Annotated in this window: 11 protein-coding genes; 5 read left to right on the top strand and 6 right to left on the bottom strand. The window is 73.7% G+C overall.

Going from position 1 to position 20,011, the window contains the following annotated elements; all coding sequences use genetic code 11:
* The first annotated feature begins 144 nt into the window (after positions 1–144).
* The 5 genes from IE317_RS38625 to IE317_RS38605 all read left to right on the top strand — a co-directional run bounded on the left by IE317_RS38625 (position 145) and on the right by IE317_RS38605 (position 6,662).
* A complete protein-coding gene (locus IE317_RS38625; protein ID WP_191316329.1) occupies positions 145–414 on the top strand; it encodes a phosphopantetheine-binding protein in 270 nt (89 codons plus the stop codon).
* Entirely contained in the window at positions 407–1,939 is a 1,533-nt protein-coding gene (locus IE317_RS38620) for an acyl-CoA ligase (AMP-forming), exosortase A system-associated (protein WP_191316328.1), read from the top strand. The genes IE317_RS38625 and IE317_RS38620 overlap by 8 nt, the downstream gene beginning before the upstream one ends.
* 88 nt (positions 1,940–2,027) lie before the next feature.
* On the top strand, positions 2,028–2,867 hold the full coding sequence (locus tag IE317_RS38615) for an ABC transporter ATP-binding protein (protein WP_191316327.1): 840 nt from the start codon (positions 2,028–2,030) through the stop codon (positions 2,865–2,867).
* Positions 2,851–3,612, top strand: coding sequence for an ABC transporter permease (locus IE317_RS38610; protein ID WP_191316326.1), 762 nt, complete (start codon positions 2,851–2,853; stop codon positions 3,610–3,612). The genes IE317_RS38615 and IE317_RS38610 overlap by 17 nt, the downstream gene beginning before the upstream one ends.
* A gap of 20 nt (positions 3,613–3,632) precedes the next feature.
* Positions 3,633–6,662: a beta-ketoacyl synthase N-terminal-like domain-containing protein gene (locus IE317_RS38605; RefSeq protein WP_191316325.1), complete on the top strand. Its 3,030-nt coding sequence runs from the start codon at positions 3,633–3,635 to the stop codon at positions 6,660–6,662.
* 273 nt (positions 6,663–6,935) lie between these two features.
* On the opposite strand, the gene IE317_RS38600 is transcribed toward IE317_RS38605, so the two are convergent.
* From IE317_RS38600 to IE317_RS38575, 6 genes are read right to left on the bottom strand one after another with little or no spacing between them, the layout of a single operon-like run.
* On the bottom strand, positions 6,936–7,682 hold the full coding sequence (locus tag IE317_RS38600; RefSeq protein WP_191316324.1) for a thioesterase II family protein: 747 nt from the start codon (positions 7,680–7,682) through the stop codon (positions 6,936–6,938).
* Positions 7,679–8,749, bottom strand: a complete 1,071-nt coding sequence (locus IE317_RS38595; protein ID WP_191316323.1) for an HAD-IIIC family phosphatase — start codon at positions 8,747–8,749, stop codon at positions 7,679–7,681. Before IE317_RS38595 ends, IE317_RS38600 begins: the two co-directional genes overlap by 4 nt.
* Complete coding sequence (locus IE317_RS38590) at positions 8,746–9,885, bottom strand: acyl-CoA dehydrogenase family protein (RefSeq protein ID WP_191316322.1); 1,140 nt, start codon at positions 9,883–9,885, stop codon at positions 8,746–8,748. Before IE317_RS38590 ends, IE317_RS38595 begins: the two co-directional genes overlap by 4 nt.
* Before the next feature lie 3 nt (positions 9,886–9,888).
* Positions 9,889–10,140 (bottom strand): acyl carrier protein, encoded by a 252-nt coding sequence (locus IE317_RS38585; RefSeq protein WP_003066161.1) that lies wholly within the window; start codon positions 10,138–10,140, stop codon positions 9,889–9,891.
* 28 nt (positions 10,141–10,168) lie between these two features.
* The gene (locus tag IE317_RS38580) at positions 10,169–11,011 is read right to left on the bottom strand and encodes a 3-hydroxyacyl-CoA dehydrogenase family protein (protein WP_191316321.1); all 843 of its coding nucleotides are present in this window, start codon (positions 11,009–11,011) and stop codon (positions 10,169–10,171) included.
* Positions 11,012–11,044: 33 nt separating this feature from the next.
* Positions 11,045–20,005: a type I polyketide synthase gene (locus IE317_RS38575; protein ID WP_191316320.1), complete on the bottom strand. Its 8,961-nt coding sequence runs from the start codon at positions 20,003–20,005 to the stop codon at positions 11,045–11,047.
* Positions 20,006–20,011 lie beyond the last annotated feature (6 nt).

Here is a 20,011-nt window from a genome sequence, read left to right as displayed (position 1 = left end):
TCGCAGCCGGTGTTCTCGGACGGCTCTCACGCCGCTCTCGCCCGGCGGTGGCGGGATGAGAGCGGCGTGAGAGCCGGGTGAGTCCGGCCGGTGGTGTCCTCGGGGGGACACGGTTGACCGCCGAACGCGAAACAGGGTGACGAAATGCCTGACACACTCCCCATCCCGCCGAGGTTCCTCGAGATCCTGATCGCGCACCTGCCCTACGCGCTCGGGGACCGGCTCGCCGAGGACGACGACCTCGCCGCGCTCGGGCTCGACTCGATGGGCGTCGTGCAGCTCGTCACCGATCTGGAGGAGACCTTCGGCTTCGAGCTGCCTGACGAGCTGCTCACCGAGGACACCTTCGCCACCGCGGGCAGCCTGTGGGCGGCTGTGGCGGAGTTCGTCGCGCCGGAGCCCGCCGATGTCTGAGGCCGCCGCCCCGGTGCGGCTCGATGCGCTCCTCACCCGTGGCGCGCCCGGCGATCCGGCCCTGACGTACAAGGACCGGACGCTGACCTACGCCGAGCTCGCCGACCAGGTCGCGCGCGTCGCCCACGGCCTGCACCGGCTCGGCGTGCGCCGCGGCGACCGGGTGGCGGTGTACGCGGAGAAGCGCCTGGAAACCGTCGTCGCGCTGTTCGCCGCCTCGGCCGCCAGCGCGGTCCTGGTGCCGCTGAACCCGCTGTTCAAGGGACGCCACATCGCCCACGTCGCCACCGACTGCACGCCGAAGGTGGTCCTCACGACCACCGAGCGGCTGGTGACGGTCCGCGAGGCCGTGCCCGAGAGCACCCCGGTCGTCGTGTTCGGCACCCCGGGGTGGGACGCGCTGACCGCGGCCGCACCGGAGGCGGTACCCGCCACCGTGATCGACCAGGACCCGGCCGCGATCATGTACACCTCCGGCAGCACCGGCGGCCCCAAGGGCGTGGTGCTCTCCCACCGCAACCTGCTCGCCGGCGCCGCGAGCGTGGCCGAATACCTCGGCCACACGCGTGACGACGTCGTGCTCGCCGCGCTGCCGCTGAGCTTCGACGCGGGGTTCAGCCAGCTCACCACCGCGTTCGCCGCCGGCGCGCACGTGGTGCTCGTGAACTACCTGCTGCCCAAGGACATCGTCCGGCTCTGCGCCCGGCACGGCGTCACCGCGCTGACCTGCGTGCCGCCGTTGTGGCTGCAGCTGGTGACGCAGGAGTGGCCCGCCGCGGCGACCGGGCGGCTGCGGTACTTCGCCAACACCGGCGGCCGCATGCCGCGCGCCACGCTGGCCCGGCTGCGCGAGATCTTCCCGGCGGCGCAGCCGTTCCTGATGTACGGCCTCACCGAAGCGTTCCGCTCCACCTACCTCGACCCGGCCGAGGCGGACCGCCGTCCCGGCTCGATCGGCAAGGCGATCCCCAACGCCGAAGTCCTCGTGCTGCGTCCCGACGGCTCGCCCTGCCCGCCCGGCGAGCACGGCGAGCTGGTGCACCGCGGCGCGCTCGTGGCGCTCGGCTACTGGAACGACCCGGAGCGCACGGCGGAGCGCTTCCGCCCGGTGCCCGGCCCGGACGGCCTGGTGCGCCCGGAGATCGCCGTCTGGTCGGGCGACACCGTCTACCGCGACGAGGACGGGTTCCTCTATTTCGTCGGCCGGACCGACGAGATGATCAAGACTTCGGGTTACCGCGTCAGCCCCGCCGAGGTCGAAGAGGCCGCCTACGTGACGGGCCTGGTGGGGGAGGCGGCCGCGTTCGGCGTGCCGGATCCCGTGCTGGGCTACCGGATCGTGCTGGCGGTCGCGCCCGAAGGGGACGCCGAGGCGATTTCCCGCGCGCTGGCGAAGGAACTGCCCGCGTACATGCTGCCGCGGCGGATCGAGGTGCTGCCGAAGCTGCCCCGGTCGGTCAACGGCAAGTTCGACCGCGTCGCGCTGCGACAGTCGCTGAGCGTGGTGCCCGTCGGCACCGAATGACGGCAGTTTCCTGCCACCGCGGGGAAGCGCCGCCCCGGCCGTCCCCGTGCGACATTGCAAGAGCCGTGAATCGCAAGGAGCGATCCCTATGTTGCAAGCAATCGACCTCCGGAAACGCTACGACGAAGTGCAAGCCCTCGACGGCTTCAGCCTCGAGGTCGCCGCGGGCGAGATCGTCGGGCTGGTCGGCCACAACGGTGCCGGCAAGACCACCTTCGTCGAAATGGTGTCCGGGCTGCTGCGCCCGGACAGCGGAACCGTGCTCGTCGACGGCGAATCGCCGACGCGCGCCCGCGACCGCATCGGCATCTCCCCGCAGCACATCGCGCTCTACCGCCCGCTGACCGTGCGCGAGCACCTGGAGCTGTACGGCCGCCTGGCCGGCCTGCGCCGGGCCGCGCTGCGCACGGCCATCGACGACCTCACCGCCGCACTGCGGCTGGAGGGATTCCTGAACCGCACCTGCGGCCTGCTCTCGGGCGGCCAGCAGCGGCGGGCGCAGGCCGCGACGGCGCTGGTGCACCGGCCGGCGCTGCTGCTGCTCGACGAGCCGACCGCCGGTGCCGACCCCGAGACCCGTCAGGCGCTGCTCGACGTGGTCAAGCAACGAGCAGGCGAGGGAGCCGCAGTGGTTTATACCACCCACTACCTGACCGAACTGACCGACCTGCAGGCCACGATCGCGGTGGCCGCCGAAGGCCGGGTGATCGCGCGCGGCGGCGCGGACGAGCTGTTGTCGGGCCTGCCCGGGGAGGTCCGCGTGCGCACCGCCGACGAGCAGCTGACCGTCTCGACCACCGACCCGACCGGCACGCTGCTGGACCTGTTGCCCACCGTGACGCGGCCGGTCGAGTCCGTCGAGCTGCGCAACCCCAGCCTGGACGACCTCTACCACTCCCTGGCGGTGACCGATGTCGACGCGCACTGACTCCCTCTCCCGGGCCGGCGCCCTCGTCCGCTACAACGCGATCCTGCGCCTGCGCGACCCTTCCCAGCTGATCAGCTACCTGATCACGCCGATGATCTTCATGGTGCTGTTCCAGCCGCTGTACGTGAAGGCGCTGGGCACCGGGGCCGTCGAGGCCGTCACCGGGCAGCTGGTGATGTTCTCGGTGTTCGCCATGGCGATCGTGGGCAACGCGATCTTCGTCGAACGCGAGTGGCGTACCTGGGACCGGCTGCGCGCCAGCCGGGCCGCACGCGCGGAGCTGCTGATCGGCAAGGCCGTCCCGGTGTTCGTCGTGCTGCTCATCCAGCAGGGCGTGCTGATCATCTACGGCTGGCTCGTCGTCGGGATGCCGTTCCCGGTGTCGCCGGGCCTGGTCTTCGGGGCGATGTGCCTGTGGGGCTTCATGTTGCTGGCCATGGGCGCGGCACTGTCCACTGTGGTCCGCAGCCGCGGCGACCTGATCGTCGCCGTCGACCTCGGCGCGATCACCATCAGCTCGCTCGGCGGCTCGCTGCTGCCGGTGTCGCTGATGCCGTCGTGGGCGCAGGCGGCCGCGCCGTTCTCCCCGGGCTACTGGGGACTGTCGCTGATCCGCGCGGCGATGGCGGGCAACGCCGAGGCCATGCTGCGCCCGGCGGTGATCGTGCTCGGGATCGGCCTGGCCACCGGGGCGTTCGCCACCTACCGGCTGGCCCACGGCTGGGGCCGCAGCCACCTGCTCTGACGTCGTCGAAAGGACCTGCCATGACGGAACCGGCACCCGAACCGGCCGTGGCGCTCGTCGGAATGGCGGGCCGGTTCCCCGGCGCCGCCGACGTCGAGCAGCTGCGCCGCAACCTCGCGGCCGGGATCCCCGGCCTGCGCGAACTGACCGACGACGAGCTCGCCGCCGCGGGCGTGGACCCGGCCACCCCGGGCCACGTCCGCGTCGGCGGGCCCGTCGAAGGCGGCGTCGAGACCTTCGACGCCGCCGCCTTCGGGCTTTCCGCACGGGAGGCCGAGACCCTGGAACCGCACCACCGGCTGCTGCTGGAATGCTCGTGGGAAGCCCTCGAACGGGCCGGCTACCGGCCGACCGATCCGGGCGTGCCCGTCGGGCTGTTCGCCGGCTGCGCGTTCCCCGACTACCTGACCCGCAACCTTTCCGGCCTCGCCGCGGAACCGGGCGGCAAACCCCTGTTGTCCGCGGGCGTGGAGCGCGATTCGCTGACGTCGCTCGTGTCGTACAAGCTGGGGCTGCGCGGCCCGGCGATCACCGTGCAGACGTACTGCTCGACCTCGCTGGTCGCGGTGCACCTGGCCTGCCAGAGCCTGCTGACCTACGAGTGCGACCTGGCGCTGGCCGGTGGCGCCGCGCTGCCGCTGCCGCAGACCGGCGGCCACCTTCATGCGGAAGGCGACATCCTGTCGCCCGACGGCCGGGTCCGGGCCCTCGACGCGGCCGCCAACGGCACGGTGATGGGCTCCGGCGCCGCCGTCGTCGCGCTGAAACGCCTGGAGGACGCCCTCGCCGACGGCGACGTCGTGCACGCGGTGATCCTCGGCTCGGCGGTCAACAACGACGGCCGGGACCGCGCCGGGTACCCCGCTCCCGGCGTCGCCGGGCAGGCCGCGGTGGTCGACACCGCGCTCGCCGTGGCCGGGGTGAAGCCGGAAACGGTGGGGTACGTCGAGTGCCACGCCGTCGGGACACCGCTGGGCGACTCGATCGAGCTGGCCGCGCTGAACCGGGTGTTCGGGCCGGGGCGTGCTTCGCCGTGCGTGCTCAGCTCCGTCAAGCCGAGCATCGGGCACCTGGACCGGGCTTCGGGTGTCACGTCCCTCATCCGGGCGGCGGTGAACCTGCGGGACGGCGTGCTGCCGGGCACCGCCGGGTTCCGCACGCCCAATCCCGCGCTCGGTGACCGGTTCACCGTGCTGCCCGCCGACGTGCCCTGGCCGTCCGACGGCACCCCGCGGCGCGCCGGTGTCAGCTCGTTCGGCGTCGGCGGGACGAACGCGCACGTGGTGCTGGAGGAGCCACCTCGTCGTTCGCCCCGGCCGCCGGGCGGCCCGCACCTGCTGACGTTCTCCGCCGGTGATCCGGCCGCCCTCGACGAGGCGACCTCGCGGCTGCGGGCCCACCTCGCCGCGCACCCGTCCCTGGAGCTCGGTGACGTGGCTTTCACGCTGCAGGTGTCGCGGGGCCACTTCGCCCTGCGGCGCGCGGTGGTGGTCCGGGACCTGCCGGACGCGGTCGCGGCCCTGGCCGATCCGGGCCGGTGGATCGACGGCGAGACGCGTCGGCGTGACCCGAGGTTCCGCTTGGTCGCGGGTGCCGGTCCCGGCTGGGCGTCGACGGCCTCGGCCGCGCACCGCCTGCTGGCCGGGGACGAGGTTCCCGCGCCGGCGGCCACGCGCGAGGGCGCGCTGTCGGCGTTGACCGCCGGCCTGACCCGGCTGGGTGTCCGGCTCGACGAGAGCGCCACCGACACCCTGGTCGTCGACGGCGGCTCGGATGCCGCGTGGGTGCTGTCCGCCGTGGCGCGGTTGTGGCTCGCGGGCTGCAGCGTGGATTGGGCGGCCCTGCACCGCGGCGAGGGCCGCCGGGTGGAGCTGCCATCGTATCCGTTCCAGCGCAAGCGGTTCTGGGTGGACCCGCCGCCGAGCCCGGCGGCCCACGTGCCGTCGTGGCGGCTCGAGCCCCAGCCGGTGGCCGGTCTCGAGCGCCGGGTGCGAGCGGCGGGGCCGTGGCTGGTGTTCGCCGGGGATCCGGTCGGCGAGGCGCTGGCCGCACGGATCACCCTGGCGGGGTCGGAAGTGACCACCGTTCGCTCTGGGCCCGGATTCGCGGCGCTGGACACCGGTGACTTCGTCGTGGGCCCGGGCGACCTGCCCGAGCTGCTGCGTTCGCTGGTGGTGGTGCCCCGCACGGTGGTGCACGGCTTCGCCCTGGGCGGCGCCCCGGGCGAGATCGAGACGGCGGCCGGGCTGTGGCCCGGGATGGTCACGCTGACGTCCGGTGCGGTCGGCGTCCTCGGGCCCGACCTGACAACGCCTGCGCAGGCGGCGCTCACCACGCTGACCCCCCGCCACGTGGACGTGGGCCCGGACGCGGCCGTCGACCAGGTCCTGGCGGCGATCTTGTGCCGGGAAACCCCTCTGGCGGTCCGTGGCGACCAGTCCTGGCGGCTGCACCACGAGCCGTGCGCCCTGGCGGGGCACGCGGAGGCCGCGGTGTACCGAGCCGCCGACGGGCCAGGCTGGGGCGAGCCCGTCGGTGCCGTCCTGCCCGACCTGGGCGGACGGCGGGGGATTCTCGTGGTCCAGCCGGGCGCGACCGGGCGTCAGGCGGCCGCCGAGGCCCGGGTGGCCCGGCTCGCCGGCCGCGGGCTCTGGACCACGGTGGTGTCTGCCTCGGATCCGTCGCCGTCGGTGCTGGCCGCGGTGGCGGCGGCCGACCACCTCACCGAAGTCGTGCTCTCCGGAGTGCCCCCGGTCCGGCCGGTCTCCGCGGCCGAGCCGGTCCAGGCGACGGCTTCCCTCCGACCGCGGCCGGAGCTGGGGACGCCGTTCGTCGAGCCGGAGCCGGGCCTCGAGCAGGAGGTGGCGGCCGCCTGGGCGGCGGCACTGGGTTACGACGAGATCGGCGCGGACGACAACTTCTTCGACCTGGGCGGCCGCTCGGCGGGAGCGGTCCGCATCGCGGCGGAGTGGAACCTCCCCGCGACAGCGGTCGTCGAACTCCCGACGGTCCGCCTGCTCGCCGCCCGCATCGCCGAAGAACGCTCCTGACCCACATCGAAAGGGCCCCTACCCGAGATCGGGTAGGGGCCCTTTCGATGTGGGTGATGGGCCCGCCGCCAGGGGTATTGGCGGCGGACCCACCACGTTCCGGGTGTTCAGTACCCCGCGCGGCGGGGCTTCACACGTGACTGGCCGGGCATCTCGCGTGATCCAGCGGGCATCTCGCGTGATCCAGCGGGCATCAGCCGTGATCGGCGGGGCATCACACTCGATGCCCCGCCAATCACGCTTGATGCCTCGCCAATCACGTCTGGAGCCCGTTCAGGACCAGGGGCGGAGGGCGGCGGCCAGGTGGGCCAAGGTGACGTTCTCCTGCTCCAGCACCGCGAAGTGCCCGCCGTCCAGCACGTGCCCGCGGAAGGGGCGGACCGTCTGCTCCTGCCAGGCCAGCACCGACTCGACACTCGCGCGGACGTCCGAGGTGCTCGCCAGGGCCGTGACCGGCAACTCCAGCGGAGGGCCGGGGGTGTAGCCGTACGTGTTCTTCACCGTCAGGTCCGCCCGGATCGGCGGCAGGATGAGCCGCAGGACGCGGGGGTCGTTCAGGAACACCTCCGGCGTGCCGCCCAGCGTGCGCAGCAGGGCCACGATCTCCGCGTCGCCCATGCCCGCCACGATCGGGTCGTCCGGGGTCAGCCACTGCGGGGCCGGGCAGCCCGACACCACCAGGTGCACCGGCGAAGCCGCCCCGCGCCGGGCGATCTCCCGCACCAGCTCGAACCCGACCAGCGCACCCAAGCTGTGCCCGTAGACCGCGTACGGCCCCTCACCCGACGCCACGAAGTCCGCAAGGTCGGCAACGTAGGAAGCCATCGACGTGTGCGGCGAGTCCTTCTGCCGCGTTTCCCGGCCGGGCGGCTGCACCGGGCACACCGTCACCCCGGGCAGCCGGCCGATCCACGCGCGGAACGCCGAGGCCGAGCCGCCCGCGTGCGGCAGGCAGTACAGCCGCACGTTCCCCGCGGTCGCGGGGAACGGCAGCCAGCGGCTCGCGACGGCCGTCGTCACGACTCCACCTCGAGCGTCACGTACGCCGGCGGCTCCTGGATCTCGGCGAGGTCCGCCGCCAGCACCACGTTCGAGCCGTCCCGCGCCACCTCGCGGAACCCGCTGAACGCGTACGTGATCTGCATCATCCGGTTCCGCCCGGTCTCGACGAAGTCCGCGCGCAACCCCGCGCCCGCGGCCCGCGCCAGGCCCATCACGTGGCCCAGCAGCACCGTGCCGACCCCGCGCGACATCACGCGGCACGACATCAGCATCATGTTCAGCCGCCAGTCCGGCGAACCCTTCTCCAGCAGCGCCAGCCCGATCTTCCCGTAGGAGCCGAACTTGTCGGTCAGCGACGCGACGAGCAGCACGTGGTCCGGCGACGAGCGCAACGCGTCCAGTTCGTCGTAGGAATACGTCCGCCCGGTCGAGTTGAGCTGGTTGGTGCGGACGGTCAGCTCCTCCGCCCGCTGCAGGTCCTCCCGCCGCGCCGGCGCAATCGTGAACCGCAGGTCCAAGCTGGCCAGGAAGTCTTCGCCGGTGCCGGCGAAGTCCGCCTCGACGTCGTCGCGGGCGAGCTGGCTGAAGTACATCCCGCGCCGCTGGGCCGACTCGTCGGTGACGAACCGGGGCGCGAACTCCGGTCGCCGCAACACTTCGTCGGCCTCCAGGATGTCCACAGTGGTCACCTGCGGCAGCGCGAACGCCACCTCGGCGCGCTCGAACTCCTGGTCGTCGACGAACGCGAAGGCGTCCAGCCCCAGGTTGAGCTTCTGCGCGATCTGGCCGATCGAGACCGACTTCGCGTTCCACGAGATGCGCGGGAACAGGAAGTACTCGTCCAGGCCGAACTCGCGCAGCTTCGCCATCGCGGCCTCGTGGTCGTTCTTACTGGCGACCGAGTGCAGCACGCCCATCGCGTCGAGCCGCTTGACGTGCTCGACCACCCACGGCCGCAGCCGGACGTCGCCGTCTTCCAGCAGGACGCCGTCCCAGACGGTGTTGTCGAGGTCCCACACCACGCACTTGATCTTGCCCTGCACCGGCTTGCCGACCGCGGGTGCCGGGGAAACGAGACTGGTCACGGTACCTGCTTCCGGTAGGCCTCGGCGGCGATGGTCATCCGCTGGATCTCGGTGCTGCCCTCGATGATCTCCATGACCTTCGAGTCCCGGTAGAACCGGGCGACGGGGTAGTCCCCGCTGCAGCCGTTGGCGCCGTGCACCTGCACGGCCTCGGACGCGTGGCGAGCGGCCGCGACCGACGCGAAGTACTTCGCCACCCAGGTGGCCATGATCGTGGCCGAGTCGCCGCGGTCCTTGAGCCGGCCGGCCTCGGCCAGCAGCAGCCGGGCCGCGCGGACGTCGGTGACCATGTCCGACAGCTTCGCCTGGATCAGCGGCAGGTCCTTCAACGGCGTGCCGCCGACCGTACGACGGCTCGTGTAGTCGGCGCACGCGTCGGCGCAGGCCTGGATGATGCCCACCGATCCGGCCGCCACGCTGTAGCGGCCGAGGTCGAGCGTGCCGGTCAGGACCATGCCGGACGCGAACCCGCTCGGCCCGAGCAGTGCGTCCGGGCCCAGCCGGACGCCGTCGAACCCGATCTCAGCCAGCATCGACGAGCGCGTCCCGAGGATGTCGTCGATCGGGGTGACCGTGACGCCGGGTGCGTCGCGCGGCACGAGCAGCGCGATCGTGCTGGCCGGGCCCTTCGCGAAGACCAGGAACAGGTCCGCGCGCTGCCCGTTGGTGGTCCACTTCTTGAGGCCGTCGAGCCGCCAGCCGTCCCCGTCCGGGGTCGCGGTCGTGGTGATCGCGGCCGTGTCGCTGCCCGCGCCGGGCTCGGACAGGCAGAACGCGCCGAGGACGCGTCCGCTCGCCAACTCCGGCCCCCAGCGGTGCTGCTGCGCCTCGGTGCCGAAGCGCAGCAACGCCCAGGAGAGCATGGTGTGCACGGTCAGCAGGCTGCGGACCGACGAGCAGCCGCGGCCGACCTCTTCGTGGATCTCGCCGAGGGTGACCATGTCGAGGCCGAACCCGCCGAGCTCGGGCGGCAGGAACGGCGCCCACAGCCCGGCCTCGGCGATCTTGTTCAGCAGGTCCTCGGGGATCCGCCCGGCTTTGTCCCACGCGTCGGCGAAGGGGACGACGTGCTCGTCCACGAAGGCCCGCGCGGCCTCGCGGCCGGGCGCGCGGACCGCGGTGAGTACCTCCGGCACGGGTCAGCCCACCGTCGCGGCCGGGCGCAGGCGGCCGACCAGCTCGGTCATCGCCGCCGCGGTGCGGAAGTTGTCGATCCGCAGCTCCTCGTTCGGGATGGTGACGGCGAAGGTCTTCTCCAGGTGCATCACCAGCTCCATGGCGAACAGGGAGTTGATGTAGCCGAGCGAGAAGATGTCCTCGGTCGCGGTGATCTCGGCCTGCGGGAAGCGGCCGGTGATGAAGGCGAGGATGTCGCCGGTGGTCTCGGACATGGCAGGTTCTCCTTCTCGGTAAGGGGATTCAGCTGTAGGTGTAGAAGCCGCGGCCGGACTTGCGGCCGTGCAGGCCGGCGTCGGTCATCTGCTTGAGCAGCGGGCAGGGGCGGTACTTCGAGTCGGCGTAGTGCTCGTAGAGCACCTCGACGCTGTAGAGGATCGTGTCGACGCCGATCAGGTCGGCGGTCTCCAGCGGGCCCATCGGGTGGCCGAAGCAGCCGCGGAACACCTCGTCGACCGACTCCGCGGTGGCGACGCCCTCGTGCACCAGGTAGGCGGCCTCGTTGACGGTCAGCATGAGCACGCGGTTGGACACGAAGCCCGAAGCGTCCTTCACGTCGACCCAGCGCTTGCCGATGCTGGTCAGCAGCTCGCGGGTGCGCAGGATGGTCTCCGGCGTGGTGTGGAAGCCGGGGATCAGCTCGACGACCGGCTTCTGCGGCACCGGGTTCATGAAGTGCACGCCGATGACGCGGCCCGGGTTCTTGCCGACCGACGCGATCCGCGTGATCGGCACGGCCGAAGTGTTGGCGATGATCACCGTGCCGGGGCCGCAGACCTCGTCGAGCTCGGCGTGCACGGCGGCCTTGATGTCCCAGTCCTCGGTGACGTTCTCGACGAGGATCTCGGTCTTGTCCAGCGCGGCCAGGCCGACCGCGGTGGTGATCCGGGCGAGGATCTCGTCGGCGTCGAGCGCGGGGCCGCCCATCAGCCGGCTGAGCCGGCAGTTGCGCGTGATCGCGGCCCGCGCCTCCTCGAGGATCCGCTCGTCCTTGTCGACCAGCACGACCTCGTGGCCGGCGGCGGCGAAGTCCTGGGCGACGCCGATGCCCATGACGCCGGCGCCCACCACTCCCGTGACTGCCATGACTGTTCCCTTTCTGCTGTGCGGAGTTGTCGTTCAGGCCCGGCGCCGTCGGGCGGCCGCGGCCTTGATGCCGGAGCGGCGCAGCTGTCCCTGCGCGCTGCTGTCGGGTGCGGGTTCGGGGATCTCCGGGCCGCCGGCGGCGATCTTCGCGAGCGCGGCGACGGTCGGGGCCTCGTGGATGATGTGCGGCGGCAGCTCGGCGTCCGGGAACACCGTGCGCAGCGTCGCCAGCAGCGAGATGCCGAGCAGCGACGTGCCGCCGAGTTCGAAGAAGTTGTCGGACGCGCCGACCCGGTCCAGGCGCAGCATTTCGCACCACGCCTCCGCGACGGCCCGTTCGGTGTCGCTTTCGGGTTCCTGGAACGGCGTCACCAGGTCCGGCCGCGGGTGCCGGTCGGCCGTCGAGCCGCCGTGCGCGGCCGAGGTGACCGCGTCGACGCTGAACCGGGCCGCCACGGCCGTCACCGCGTCCAAGTCCTGCGTGGACACCACGACGTGCGGTTCGCCCGAGGCCAGTGCCCGCAGCAGCGTGCGCCAGCCCTGCTCGAAGTCGATGCCGAACTTGACGCGGTGCTCGCGGAAGTAGGTCTGGATGTCCTCCTCGTAGCCGGAAAGGCCGTCGTCCCAGGCGTTCCAGGTCCACTCGCCCCACGAGATCGACACCGTGCGGCCGCCATGGGAGGCGGCGTAGGCGTCGAGCCACGCGTTGCCGGCGCAGTAGTCGACCTGGCCGGGACCACCGCCGGTGACCGACGTGATCGAGGAGAACAACGCGACGAAGTCGAGGCCCAGGCCCTCGGTGGCCGCGCTGAGCGCCCGCGAGCCGGGCAGCTTGGGCGCGAGGACCTGGTCGGCGTCGCCGGCCTGCTTGAACTGCATCAGCCCGGTGCCCGGCACCCCGGCGGTGTGCAGGATGCCGTGCAGCGCCCCGAACCGCTCGACCGCGACGGCGACCGCGTGCCGGACGTCGGCCTCTTCGGCGACGTCGCCTTCGACGACCACCACTTCACCGCCGAGCGCCTCGATCTCCCGGACGCGGTCGACGCGGTCGCGGACCGTGCCGGGCACCTCGTCGGTGCCGTCGGCGATCCCGGCCCAGCGCTCGCGCGGCGGCAGGCCGCGGCGGCCGAACAGGACGAGTTTCGCGTGGCTGTCGCGGGCCAGCCGCTCGGCCATGGCCAGCCCGATCCCGCCGAGGCCGCCGGTGATCAGATAGACGCCGTCCTCGCGCAGCACGCTCGCCGCCTGCTCGATCGGCTGCGGCGCCAGGACTTCGTAGCCGGGCAGCCAGCGCCGCGACCCGCGCAGCGCGACCGTCCTGCCCGGCGCCGGGCGGTGCAGCTCGGCCACCACCGCGGCGGCCCCGGCGGCCGCGTCGACGTCGATCAGCCGCGTCTGCACACCCGGGTACTCCATCGGGATGACCAGGTTGGGGCCGGTGAGCGTGGCCGCGTCGGGCCGGAGCTCGCCGTCGTGCAGGACGCGCTGGGTGCCGGTCGCGGCGAGGTCGAGCGTCCAGCCGCCCAGGCCGAGCTCACCGGCGGCGCGGGCCAGCGCGACGAGCGTGTGGAGGCCGAGCAGCAGGGAGTCGTCGTCGAGGTTCCACAGGTGCACCACGCGGTCGAGCCGGGTCCCGCCGCGCTTGAGGTCGCGCAGCAGGTGCAGCAGGTCGTCGACGTCGCCGGGGCGGACGGTGGCGTCCGGGCCCGGCCGGTACCCCGCGCCCGGCCGGACCACGGTCACCGGGTCGCCGGTGCGGCGGATCCCGTCGAGGACGTCCTCGGCCAGGCCGGGCCGGGCGAACACGAGCCAGGACGCGGGCTGCGGTGCGGCGGGCGCGGCGGAGGTCTGGCGCCAGGTGGGCAGGCTGATCCACTGCTCCTCCGGCAGCAGCGGGATCCGGTCGAACTCCTCCAGAGGCCCCTCCGCGGGGGTCTCGACCCGGGTCGTCCCGGTGGCCGGCTTCGCCTCGATCCAGTAGCGCTGGCGCTGGAAGGGGTAGGTCGGCAGCGGGACGCGGCCGGGGGCGGTGCCGCGGTAGACCGGCGTCGCCGGGCCGCGGCCGTGGTAGGCCGACCAGTCGAGGTCCGCGCCGAGCAGCCACAGCCGGGCCAGGCCGTCGGTGAGGACTGCGTCGGCGGGCCGCGGGTCGTCCGCGGCGGGGAGCGTGGCGGTGATCATCGGCCACCGGCTGGCCGGGCTCAGCCCGCGCAGCAGCGCACCGAGCGACGGGCCGGGGCCGATCTCGACGACCGCGAGGTGCTCGTCGGCCAGCAGCTCGGTGGCCGCGTCGGCGAACCGGACGGTCTCGCACATGTGCCGGGCCCAGTAGCCGGGGTCGGTGACCAACTCGGCGGTCGCGGGGCCGCCGGTGACGTTGGACAGGTAGGGCAGCTCGGGGGCGGTGAGCGTGACGTTCGCGGCGATCCACGCGGTCAGCCCGGCCGCGGCCGGCGTCAGCATCCGCGAGTGGAACGCGTGGCTGGTGCGCAGCGGACGGCACGGGAGATCCGCGGCCCGCAGGTCCCGCGCGAGCCGGTCGACAGCGGTCGTCTCCCCGGCCACCACGACCAGCTCGGGGCCGTTCACCGCGGCGATGTCGATGCCCGCGAGGTCGAAGCGTGCCGCCAGCTCGGTGCCGGACAGCGGCACCGCGGCCATCGACCCGCCCGGCAGGGCGGCGATCAGCTCCGCGCGCTTGGCGACCAGCGCGAGGGCGTCGGGGAGGGAGAGCACCCCGGCCAGGCAGGCGGCGACGTACTCGCCGAGGCTGTAGCCGAGCATCGCGGTGGGCCGCAGTCCCCAGTCCATCAGCGTCCGAGCCAGGGCGTAGTCGACGGCGAACATGAGCGGCTGCGCCAGTTCCGTCCGCTGGAGCCGTTCGGCGCGCGGGTCCTCCTGACCGGTGCGGCCGAGCAGCGCGGCCAGGCTCGGCCCGCCGCCGCGGGCGCCGGTGACGAGGTCGCCGTCGGCGTCGAGGTGGGCCAGGCACTCGTCGAGGTGGGCGCGGAACACCGGCTCGCGCCGGTACAGCTCGCCCACGAGACCGGGGTACTGCTCGCCGACGCCGGCGAAGAGGAACGCCACCGGCCGGTCCTGCACCGGTTCCACCCGGGTCGCGGGCGCGTCCAGTGCGGCGACCGCACTGTCCACATCGGACGCGACGGCGGCCCGCCGGTGTTCGAAGGTCTTGCGGCCCTCCTGCAGCGTGAACGCGACGTCGGCCAGCCGCGCGTCCGGAGTCCCGGCGAGGTGCTCGCCGAGCCGCCGGGCCGCGGCATCGGCCGCGTCCGCGGTGCGGGCCGAGACGGGCAGCACCTGGTAGCGGCGCTCGGTGTCCGGGTCGCCCGGAGGCGGTGCGGGCCGGTCCGGCGGCTGTTCGACGACGACGTGCACGTTGGTGCCTCCCATGCCCAGCGAGTTGAGCCCGGCGATCCGGGGACGGCCGCCGTCGGTGTTCCACGGCGCGAGCTCGGCGGCCACCCGGAACGGGCTGTGCTCGAAGTCGATTTCCGGGTTCGGCGCGGTGTAGTGCAGCGTCGGCGGGATCAGGCCCTCGCGGACGACCAGCGACGCCTTGATCAGCCCGGCCGTGCCCGCCGCGCGGTCGAGGTGCCCGACGTTCGGCTTCACCGAGCCCAGCGCGCAGTACTGCTTCTCGGCGGTGTCCCCGAACGCCCGGGTCAGCGCGGCGACCTCGATCGGGTCGCCCAGCTCGGTCGCGGTGCCGTGGGCCTCGACGTACCCGACGTCCTCGGCGGCGACCCGCGCGTCGGCCATCGCGTCGGCGATCACCCGCGACTGCCCGCCGACGCTCGGCGCGGTGTAGCCGACCTTGTGGGCACCGTCGTTGTTCATCGCCGAGCCGCGGATCACCGACCAGATGTGGTCGCCGTCGCGCAGGGCGGCGCCGAGCTTCTTCAGGACGACGACGGTGGCGCCGTCGCCGAACATGCTGCCGTGGGCCTGGGCGTCGAAGGTGCGCACGTGGCCGTCCGGCGACTCCTGGCCGCCGGGGGAGTGCAGGTGCCCGATCCGGTCCGGCACGCGGACCGAGACGCCGCCCGCGAGGGCCATCTCGCAGTCCCCGGCCCGCAGGCTGCGCATCGCGGTGTGCACCGCGACCAGCGACGTCGAGCAGAACGTCTGTACCGCCATGCTCGGGCCGCGCAGGTCGAACAGGTAGGACACGGTGGTGGTCAGCGCGTCCTTGTCGTTGCCCATCACCAGCTCGTAGATGCTGGCGTCGGCGTCGGAGGTGAATTGGCCGGCGATACCGAGCAGGTACGTCGAGAGGTTGCAGCCGCCGAAGACGCCGACCCGGCCGCGCTCGTCGCCGGGCCGCGCGTACCCGGCCCCCTCCAGGGCTTCCCAGCAGACCTCGAGGAACAGCCGCTGCTGCGGGTCGGTCAGCGCCGCCATACGCGGGCTGAGGCCGAAGAACGCGGCGTCGAAGCCGGTGACGTCGTCGAGCACCGGCCGCGCCGGCACGTACGCCGGGTCGCGGACCTGCGCCGGGTCGACCCCGGCGGCGATGAGCTCGTCGGGGCTGAAGAAGGTGATCGACTCGACGCCGTCGCAGAGGTTGCGCCAGAACTCGTCGACCGTGCCCGCGCCGGGGAACCGCCCGGCCATGCCGACGATGGCGATGTGCCGGTCGAGCTCGTCGTCGTCGGGATCGGCTTCCTGGACCGCCGGAGCTTTCGCGGGTGCCGGTGCTTGGTCGTCGAGGGTGGCGGCGAGGGCCTGGACGGTGGGCAGCTCGAACAGGGTGACGGTGGGGATGGCGACGCCGAAGCGTTCCTTGACCAGGGCGAGCATCTGCAGGGCGAGCAGCGAGTTGCCGTTGAGGTCGAAGAAGTTGTCCCGGGTGCCGACCGGTTCGACGCCCAGCACCGACGACCAGACCTCGGCCAGCCCACGTTCGGTCGCGGTCATCGGCGGGGTGTAGGGCTGGGGCAGGTCGGGCCGCGGGAAGCGGTCCGCGGTGGTCGTCTTCGTGTGTTGCGTGGTGCCGGGGAGCCGGTCGTCGAGCCCGCCGGCGGCGACCACCACGGCCGGGCCGGTGAGGCGGTCGAACGCGGCCAGTGCCTGGGCCCGGGTCATCGAGTGCTGGGCCATGGACGCGCCGAGCCTGGCGTCGAGCCGGTCGAGGGTGCCGGGCCAGGTGTCCCAGGCGGCGGCGATCCAGCCGGGACGGCCGTGGGCCTCGGCGAGCAGGGCGGCGTTGGCGGCGGCGTAGCTGCCGAAGGTGACGCCGCCGAGCAGCGCCGAGGTGGAGGAGAACAGGAGTGTCCACTCGGGACGGTCGGACTCGGGGAGGGTTTGAATGGCCGCGGCGATGTTCCGGGCGCCGCCGACCTTGGCGGCGAAGTGCCGGGCGATGTCGGACGCGTCCACTTCGGACAGCGGGCGGAACCCGGCCGGGTCGGAGTCGGCGGCGGCGTGCACGATGCCGTCGAACCGTTCGCTGAGCAGCGCCCGCACCGCGGCCGGGTCGCCGACGTCCACGCGAGGGGCGTGCACGTCGGCGCCCAGCGCGCGCAGCCGGGCCACGGCCGCGTCGCTGCCCCCGCTGCGGCCGGCCAGGACCAGCCGTCGCGCGCCTTGGGTGACCAGGTGCTCGGCCACGGTGAGCCCGACGCCGCCGAAGCCGCCGGTGATGAGGTACCTGCCGCCTTCGCGGATGGCGGGCGCGCCGCCGGGTTCCGCGGGCCGGTAGTCCGGGACGAGCCGCTGGTCCCCGCGGTAGGCGACGAGCGGGGGGCCGGGCGCGCGCAGTTCGGCGGCCAGGACGGCGGCGGCTTCGGCGGGGGTGTGCGCGGGGTCGAGGTCGACGGTCCCCGCGTGGAGGTTGAGGTGCTCCTGGTTCGCGACAACCGGCAACACGGCGACGGCCGCCTGCGCCGGGCGGGGCACGCCCGCGTGGGTGGCCGGGCCTGCGGGGTGGGCAGGGGCGGATGCGGCCGCCTGGCCCGGGCCGACTGGCGGCATCGCTCCGGCCGCCTGGCCTGCGCGGGTGGCCACGACCACCCGGACCGCCCGCGACCCGTCACCCGCCGCCGCGGCCAGGGTGCGGGACACCGCGTGCACCGCGGCCACGTCATCGTCCAGGTCGAGGACCGACAGGTCGACCACCGTGTCCGCCTCGGCCGCGTCCACCACGGCACCGAGCAGCGCGGTCAGCGCCTCGGCCACCCCACCGGAATCCGGCAGGATCGCCACGCGACCCGTCGTCCCGCCCGCGGCCGCCGGCTCGGGCCGCCACGTCGGGGTCAGCAGCTGCACGTGCTCGTCGGGCTCCGCAGTGAGCTGCGGAACCGAAGGCGTCACCGTCCCCGGCGCCTCGATCCAGTACCGCGAACGCTGGAACGGGTAGCCCGGCAGGCCCACGCGCCGGGCCCCGCGGCCGCCACGGACCCCCGTCCAGTCGAGGTCCACCCCGGCCAGCCACAGCCGCCCGGCCGCCTCGGTTAGCGCGACCGTCGCGGTGGCCGGGTCGTCGGCGCCCGGCAGCGTCGGGACCACCGAGGCCCAGCGCGAAGGCGCGCACGCCCGGTGCCCGCGCACCATCGCACCCAGCGACCGGCCCGGGCCGAGCTCCAGCAGCACGGTGTCCTCGTCGGCCAGCAGGGTGGCCAGCGCGTCGTCGAACCGGACGGGCGCGCACATGTGCTCGGCCCAGTACCCGGGCTCCGGTGCGACGGTGACCAGCTCACCGGTCACGTTGGAGACGTAGGGGATCGTGGGCGCGGACAGCGTGACGTTCGCGGCGACCCACGCGGTCAGCTCCTCCCGCAGCGAGGCGAGCTGCCGCGAGTGGAAGGCGTGCGTCGTCGCCAGCGGCCGGCACGGCACGTCACCCAGTGACCCGCGCAGCGCCTCGATCGCCGCCGGAGTCCCGGACACGACCGTCAGCTGCGGCCCGTTCACCGCGGCGATGTCGAGGTCCAGGCCGTCGATCCGGGCCCGCACGTCGTCGGCCGGCAGCGGCACGGCGGCCATGGCGCCGCCGGGCAGCGCGGCGATCAGTCCGGCCCGGTGGCTCACCAGCGCGAGGGCGTCGGAGAGCGAAAGCACCCCGGCCAGGCACGCGGCCACGTACTCGCCGAGGCTGTACCCGACCAGCACCGACGGCTCGACACCCCACGAGCGCACGAGCTGCGCCAGCGCGTACTCGACGGCGAACAGCGCCGGGTGCAGCACCTCCGTGCGGTCGCCCGCACGCGAACCGCCATCCGTGCGGCCCAGCAACGCGGCCAGCCCGCCGGAGCCTTCGCGCGAGCCGAGCATCTCGTCCAGAACGGACGTCCCCAGCAGCGCGCGGCAGCGGTCGAGCTCGGCCCGGAACACCGGCGCCGTCTCGTACAGCTCCGCGGCCAGGCCCGGGTACTGCTCGCCGGTGCCCGCGATGAGGAACCCGACGCGGCGGCCGGTGCCCGCGTCGCTCGACGCCGACACGACTCCCTCGCGCAGCGATTCCGCGGCCTCGGCTGCCGAGCCGGCGACCAGCATCCGCCGGTGCCCGAACGTCGTGCGTCCACATTGGAGCGTGTGGGCGACGTCGGCGAGCGCGTCGCCCGAGCCCGAGAGGTGGGCGGCGAGGTTCGCGGTGGCCGCGTCGGCGGCGGCGGCCGACCGGGCCGACCACACGAGCAGCTCCGGCCCGGTCGCTTCGGTGGGCACGGGGAGGGGGGCTTCTTCCAGCACGACGTGGGCGTTCGTGCCGCCGATGCCGAACGCGCTGACCCCGGCCCGGCGCGGGGTGTCCGTGCGCGGCCACGGCGTGCGCTCGGTGACCACGCTCAGCTCGGCGTCCCCGGCGGTGAGCTGCGGGTTCGGCGTGCCCAGGTTGCGCGTCGGCGGGATCTCCTCGTGGTGCAGCGCCAGCGCGGCCTTGATCAGGTTCGTCACGCCGGCGGCGCGGTCGAGGTGCCCGACGTTCGTCTTGACCGACCCGATCCGCAGCGACCGGCCCGCGAACACCTGCTGCAGCGCGGCGATCTCGGCCGCGTCACCCAGGGCGGTGCCGGTGCCGTGCGCCTCGACGTACCCGATGTCCGCGGGCTCCAGTCCGGCGGCGGCGAGGGCCTCGGCGATCACCGTGGCCTGGCCCTCGACACCGGGCGCGGTGAAGCCGACCTTGCGGCCGGCGTCGTTGTTGACCGCCCAGCCGCGCAGGACCGCGTACACCCGGTCGCCGTCGGCGAGCGCGTCCTCCAGCCGGCGCAGCGCGACCACGCCGACGCCGCCGCCGAGCGGGGCGCCCAGGCCTGCCGCGTCGAACGCGCGGCACTCGCCGTCCGGCGGCGCGATGCCGCCCTGCTGGTAGAGGTAGCCGACGCGGTGCGGTACCCCGATCGACACGCCGCCGGCCAGGGCGACGTCGCATTCGAAGTTGGCCAGGCTGCTCGCCGCGACGCACACCGCGACCAGCGACGTCGAGCAGGCGCTCTGGATGCTGAAGGCGGGACCGGACAGGCCGAGGGTGTGCGAAACCCGGGTGGCCAGGGTGTCCTTGTCGTTGCCGAGGGCGATGGCGATCTCGCCCATCTCCCCGGCCGCGTTCGCCGGCGTGAGGTTGTGGGTCAGGTAGGTGCTCCACGCGCAGCCGGCGAACACGCCGATCGCGCCGTCGAACCGCGCCGGGTCGCAGGCCGCGTCCTCCAGCGCGTGCTGGCTGTGCTCCAGGAAGAGCCGGTGCTGCGGGTCGAGGATCTGGGCTTCCTTCGGGTTGATGCCGAAGAAGCCCGCGTCGAAGTCCTCGACGCCGCGCACGACGGCGCCCGCCTTGACGTAGGCGGGGTCGCCGAGCCGGTCGGCGGGGACGCCCGCGGCCAGGAGCTCTTCGTCGGTGAAACGGGTGATGCCGGAGCGGCCGGCGCGGACGGTCTCCCAGAGCGCGCCGACGTCGTCGGCGCCCGGGAAGCGGCCGGCCATGCCGACCACGGCGATGTCCGTGGGGGAGATCTCGCTGCTGCTGGGGTCGGTCACGGTGTC

The sequence above is a fragment of the Amycolatopsis bullii genome, from assembly GCF_014654205.1.
In the GTDB taxonomy this organism is placed as follows: Bacteria; Actinomycetota; Actinomycetes; order Mycobacteriales; family Pseudonocardiaceae; genus Amycolatopsis; species Amycolatopsis plumensis.
Note: the sequence above shows the minus strand (reverse complement) of the source record. Positions and strands in the feature narration are given on the sequence as shown.